Source organism: Robinsoniella sp., from assembly GCF_034124845.1.
On the sequence record NZ_JAWYAJ010000068.1, the window covers coordinates 1 to 5662 of the forward strand.

Consider the following 5662-nt stretch of genomic DNA (forward strand, 5'->3'; position numbering starts at 1 on the left):
ATTTTCTTGTTTGTTTCAAGTTCTATGGTTAATTCAATCTTTTTCAAGCTTGTTTTTACTTCCGTCATATCATTTTGTAGATTAATAATCCCAGATTGAATTGATATCAATATCTCTTTAAGATTGTTATCCATTTTATCCACTCCTTATATGATTAACATATGTAATGATTTTACCATATATGCTGTGCAAAGTCTATTCAATTATCAAGGTGCGAAGAAGCACAGCACAAAAAGACAAGCGTGGCTGTGATACGGATGTTTATATTGCAAATATGATATGATTGATTTATAGTAAATTTATATGAACATGCAGAGATAGAAAGCATCCGTAACGTCACATTGGGTAATGGGGATTTGCGGGTAATCTGTTTTTGAACGGACCGAAAGGATAAAAAATTATGAAAATACTGGTTGTGGAAGATGATTTTATTGTTCGGAAAGGCATTATTCTTTCCCTGGATTGGGAAAAAGAAGGATTTCAGATCTGCGGAGAGGCAGCTAACGGTATCACCGGTTTTGAGTTAGCAAAAGAATTACAGCCGGATATTATTTTAACGGATATTCGTATGCCGAGAGAAGACGGGCTGTCCTTATCCAAGCGGATACGAAGTGCTTTTCCTTGGATGAAAATTGTAATTCTAAGCGGTTATGATGACTTTTCTTATGCAAAACAGGCATTGCAGATTGGGGTTTTTGAATATCTTCTGAAACCGATTAATGCGGATGAGCTGCTGGAGACCGTGGTGAAATTGAAGAAGGAAATAGAAAAAGAAAAGGCGCGGGAGGAACGGGAAATATTTCAGCAGACTTTTGTGGAGGAAAATTATGATTATGTGCGCAGCAGGCTGTTGAATGCTTTAATCAGTGAAAAGCTGACGGATCAGGCGAGAAAGGAAGAAGTGACGGAGCAGCTTCGTAAGCTGGGGCTAGGGTTCGCTGGTCCATGCTACCGGGTTTTGTTGATTTCGGTAGATGATTTTTTCCTTTTGACACAGCATTCGGTGGAGGAAAGGCGCTGTCTGGAAGAATCTATAGAAGAGTCCATCAGAAATATACTGGCACTGTCGTCTCAGGAGGCGGTTTTTCGGGACAATGGCACCCGCTTTGTGGTGATTCTCATGGAACAGGGACAGGAAGAAAAGGAATACAGAGAGGTTTTGCACAGGCTTTATCAGGAAATTAAGGATGAACTGGGTTTCTATATTACGGTGTCACTGGGAGAGTTAAAAGAGCGGATGGAAGAGATAAGGCAATCTTATCGAGAGGCATTGCAGGCGCTGCGGTGCAGACCTTATATGCCGGGAGAGTTTATGATACAATATCGTGAGGATATGGGGAAAGAGCGGAAAACGTATCTGAATATCCAGAAGAAAGAAAATGAACTGGTACAGGCAATGCTTCAGTATGACGGTGACAGAATGCTGGACATTGTACAGAACATTTTCGAAGAAGCCTATCAGAAACAAACGGAATTTGACAACATGAAAACAGCTTGTGTGCGTATCTGGATGATTGTGGCTTCTAATTTAGAAGAGATGTCCATCAATCCGGTGGAAGTGACGGGAGTGAGTTTTAAGGAATAAGTAAAGGAAGCCATTGCAGATCAGGTTATGGGTTTCTTTACTTTATGTGGCATCAATAATCAGCACTGCAAAAACTTATTATAAACAGGAGGAAGTATATGGATTTCAGAGAAGAACGACTGGGGAAATTATTAGAAGATTTGGGGGAAATGCGGTACTGCAATACGGTTCTGCTGGAGAATTTTGATGTGGATAAGAAATGGGAAGACGGTGTGCATTCTGTTCTTCGCCATAAAATTATTCTGCCGGATTGCTTTGCGGGAAAATATGTGGAGTTCTGTCTGTCTACCGGGAGGGAAGGAGAATGGGATGCCATAAACCCCCAGTTTCAGTTATTTGTCAATCAGAAACGGATTCAGGGGATGGATGTAAACCACAGAACGGCGGTTTTGACGGAAAACGGTGGGAAAGAGGAAGTATTTGATCTGGAATTAAGAAGCTATACGAAATACCAGAATCGTCCGATTTTACTTCGTGGGGAAATCCGGGAAGTAGATAAAGAAGTAGAGGAGCTGTACTATGACCTTCGGGTTGCATATCAGGTGGCGTGCCTTCTGGAAAAGGATGAGGAGAACTATCGGCAGATTATCACTGCCCTGGAATCAGCATGTGGACTTCTGGATCTCAGAAAACCTCATTCATCGGATTTTCACAGGGGTATAAAAGCAGCCAGAGCCTGCATGATGGAGGAACTGTATCAAAACTGTAACGGAGGGGTTAGCCCTGTGGTTCACTGTGTGGGACATACCCATATTGATATCGCATGGCTCTGGACGCTGGATGTGACCCGGGATAAGGCGGTCAGAAGTTTTTCTACGGTACTGGAACTGATGGAACGGTATCCGGAATATATCTTTATGTCCAGCCAGCCTCAGCTTTATCAGTATGTAAAGGAAGATGCTCCGGATGTATATGAAAAGATCTGCCAAAGAGTGGCGGAGGGCAGATGGGAAGTAGAAGGCGGGATGTTTGTAGAACCAGACTGTAATATACCCAACGGAGAATCCCTTGTACGGCAGTGTCTGTACGGCATTCGTTTTTTTGAAAAAGAGTTCGGAAAGAAAAACCATATACTGTGGCTGCCGGATGTATTCGGATACTCTGCCTCCTTGCCCCAGATCATGAGAAAATGCGGACTGGATTATTTTATGACTACGAAAATAAGCTGGAATGAGACAAACCAGATTCCCTACGATACGTTTTACTGGGAAGGGATTGACGGCACAAAGGTGCTGACACATTTTATCTGTGCCAGGGACTATTCTTCGCCAACCCGCAGCGTGAAGACCAATAATGAACACTATTCTGCATTTACAACAAATTATAACGGTTATGTTACACCAGCCCAGATAAAGGGGGCGTGGCAGAGGTATCAGCAAAAGGAACTGAACAGTCAGATACTGCTGTCTTATGGATATGGAGATGGAGGAGGCGGTCCTACCCGGGAAATGCTGGAAACCCAGAGAAGACTTGCTCTTGGCATTCCCGGATGCCCCAGAACCAGACAGTCCACCGCATTAGAGTTCTTCCAGGAGCTGGAGCAGGAAGTAAAAGAGAAAAAGAAAATGCCCCAGTGGTATGGTGAACTGTATCTGGAATACCACAGAGGCGTCTATACTTCCATGGGTAGAAATAAAAGATCCAACCGGAAATCAGAATTTCTGCTGGGCAGAAGTGAGTTATGGTCGGTTATGGCTAATTCACTCCTATCCATTCCAAATGACAGGGAAACGCTCCTTGAATGCTGGGAAATTCTAATGCGGAATCAATTTCACGATATTCTCCCCGGTTCTTCCGTTGCGGAAGTATATGAGGATTCCAGACGGGAATATGGAATACTCAGCGAAAAACTCCTTGCCCTGGAAGCAAAACTGCTTCAGGCAATAACGGATCAGATTGCAGGAGATACAGGAATCATAGCCGTGTTTAATCCGAATAGTTTTCTAAATACGGATATTCTGGAAGTGCCGGAAACGGTAAGCCGGAATGTAAACGGTTTTCAAGCCGGCGGCACCGCATCTGCTATCCAGGAAAACAGTGACGGTTCCAGGATATTTCTGGCACCGGATGTACCTGCCAAGGGGTACTGTGTGTTTGAACCGGTTGAAGAAATGGCAGAAGACAAAAAGTCGTCGCAGGTATTAAAACAAGATATTACGGAGCAAAATGCGGCACAGGCAAATCAATTTACAGAGTTCGTCATGGTAAATGGTGAAGTGGAAACAAAGTGGTATCACCTTTGCTTCAATGATAAAGGGCAGTTTACCTCTATTTATGACAAAGAAGAAGGGCGGGAATTATTGCAGGCAGGACACCGGGCAAATGTACTTATGGCATATGAGGACAAACCCCATGATTTTGATGGTTGGAATATCTATGACTACTATCAGGAGAGAAGCTGGGAAGTGGATCATTTGATCCGCATGGAAGTCAGTGAAAAAGGTCCCCTGCGCTATGCGATTGATCTGGAATGGAAGTATCAGGATTCTGTAATTGAACAGACGATTTACCTGTATTCCCATACGAAGAGAATTGATATAAAGACCAGAGTGGACTGGAAGGAGAGCCAGACCTTGCTGAAAGCACTGTTCCCGGTGGAAATACACAGCAAAGAAGGAACCTTTGAAATCCAGTATGGAAATATCAAACGGGATCTGGTTAAAAATACTTCCTGGGATCAGGCAAGATTTGAAGTCTGCTATCAGAAATGGATGGATATCTCAGAAGACGGATACGGTATCGGCTTTCTGAATGATTGTAAATACGGAGTCCATGTACAGGATGGAACGGTAGGATTTACCCTGATCAAATCCGGTATATATCCCAATCCACAGGCGGATCAGGAAGAGCACTTTTTTACATACTCCCTATATCCCCATCAGGATGGCTGGCGGCAGGGAAATGTACCCAGACAGGCATACCAGCTGAACCAGTCCATGACTGCAAATGTAAAGAAGCTGGAAGGCGGAAGCCTGGCGAAAAAGTACAGCACTGTGTCTGTATCAGCCGAGAATGTCATGGTAGAAGCCGTAAAACCTGCGGAAGACAGTGAAGATCTGGTAGTCCGCATGTATGAATGCTACAACCGGAGAACAAAAATGACAGTGGAATTCCCAGAGAAGATGAAGGAGATTTACAGGTGCAATCTTCTGGAGGAAGAAGAAAGGCTGGAGGCTGTAAATGAAAGTAGCTTTCAGATAGAGATAGCGCCTTATGAGATATTGACGTTTAAGGTTAAGCGGTAGTATGTTTGCATCTGTTAATTAAATTTGTGGGAGAGAGATACTGTTAAATTAGTATCATGTCTATATAAAATTTAATATCAAAAGGGGTAATAATGAAAAAGAAAAGTGTAATAGGAATAGGAATCATTGCGATCATCGTTATAGCCATAGTAATTAGCGGTTATCTGTATTTTCGTCCGGAATTGCTGGGTAATATCAATCGTAATTATAAGGAGAAGACAACGATTGCTTCCAGCGTCTCATTCTCAGGCAAGGCAGGCGGCCGAATTAAATTTTCACTTAGGTCTAACATTAAAAATGGTGATTTAGATATTGTTTTATTAGATTCAACGGGTAATGAAGTATATGAATTGGCAAAAGCAACAGCTCTTGAAACGTTTTTTACTTTGGATAAAAATGATTCCTATACAGTAGCTGCAGAGTGCAGTGATTTTATTGGAAGTTACGGTATTAAAGTATATAAAGCCGATTAATAATGGTCTGTTTTGAGAGTTGCGTTTTTTGGGTTTAGCTGGTAAAAGACGCTTTGTGTAGTTAAATGCATCTTAGACGAAAAAAGGTATTAGTTAGTCAATGGGGAATGTTATTTTCTTTGAGTGTGGTATACTCCGAATGTAACCAAAAAGTATATAATATATCAAAGGAGGTCATATTTATGATCAAACGCACTATTGCAGTTTTATCAATGTTAACACTTTTAGTACCTGGCACTACAGTTTTAGCTGCACCGAATCCGACACAAGTAGAAACTCAAAATGTATCTGTTAGAGATTCTATCATTCCCACTGGAGTTTATGGAATCAAAGGAGAAGGCGTAGCTATTCGCTCAGAT

At 42.2% G+C, this 5662-nt stretch carries 3 protein-coding genes; all 3 read left to right on the forward strand.

From position 1 onward, the window contains the following. Positions 1-400: 400 nt before the first annotated feature. The 3 genes from ACH2DQ_RS03455 to ACH2DQ_RS03465 all read left to right on the forward strand — a co-directional run bounded on the left by ACH2DQ_RS03455 (position 401) and on the right by ACH2DQ_RS03465 (position 5303). Positions 401-1585, forward strand: a complete 1185-nt coding sequence (locus ACH2DQ_RS03455) for a response regulator (RefSeq protein WP_394912690.1) — start codon at positions 401-403, stop codon at positions 1583-1585. A 98-nt stretch (positions 1586-1683) separates the two neighbouring features. Next, positions 1684-4830, forward strand: a complete 3147-nt coding sequence (locus ACH2DQ_RS03460; RefSeq protein WP_394912691.1) for an alpha-mannosidase — start codon at positions 1684-1686, stop codon at positions 4828-4830. A gap of 92 nt (positions 4831-4922) precedes the next feature. Continuing rightward, positions 4923-5303 (forward strand): hypothetical protein, encoded by a 381-nt coding sequence (locus ACH2DQ_RS03465; protein WP_394912692.1) that lies wholly within the window; start codon positions 4923-4925, stop codon positions 5301-5303. Positions 5304-5662 lie beyond the last annotated feature (359 nt).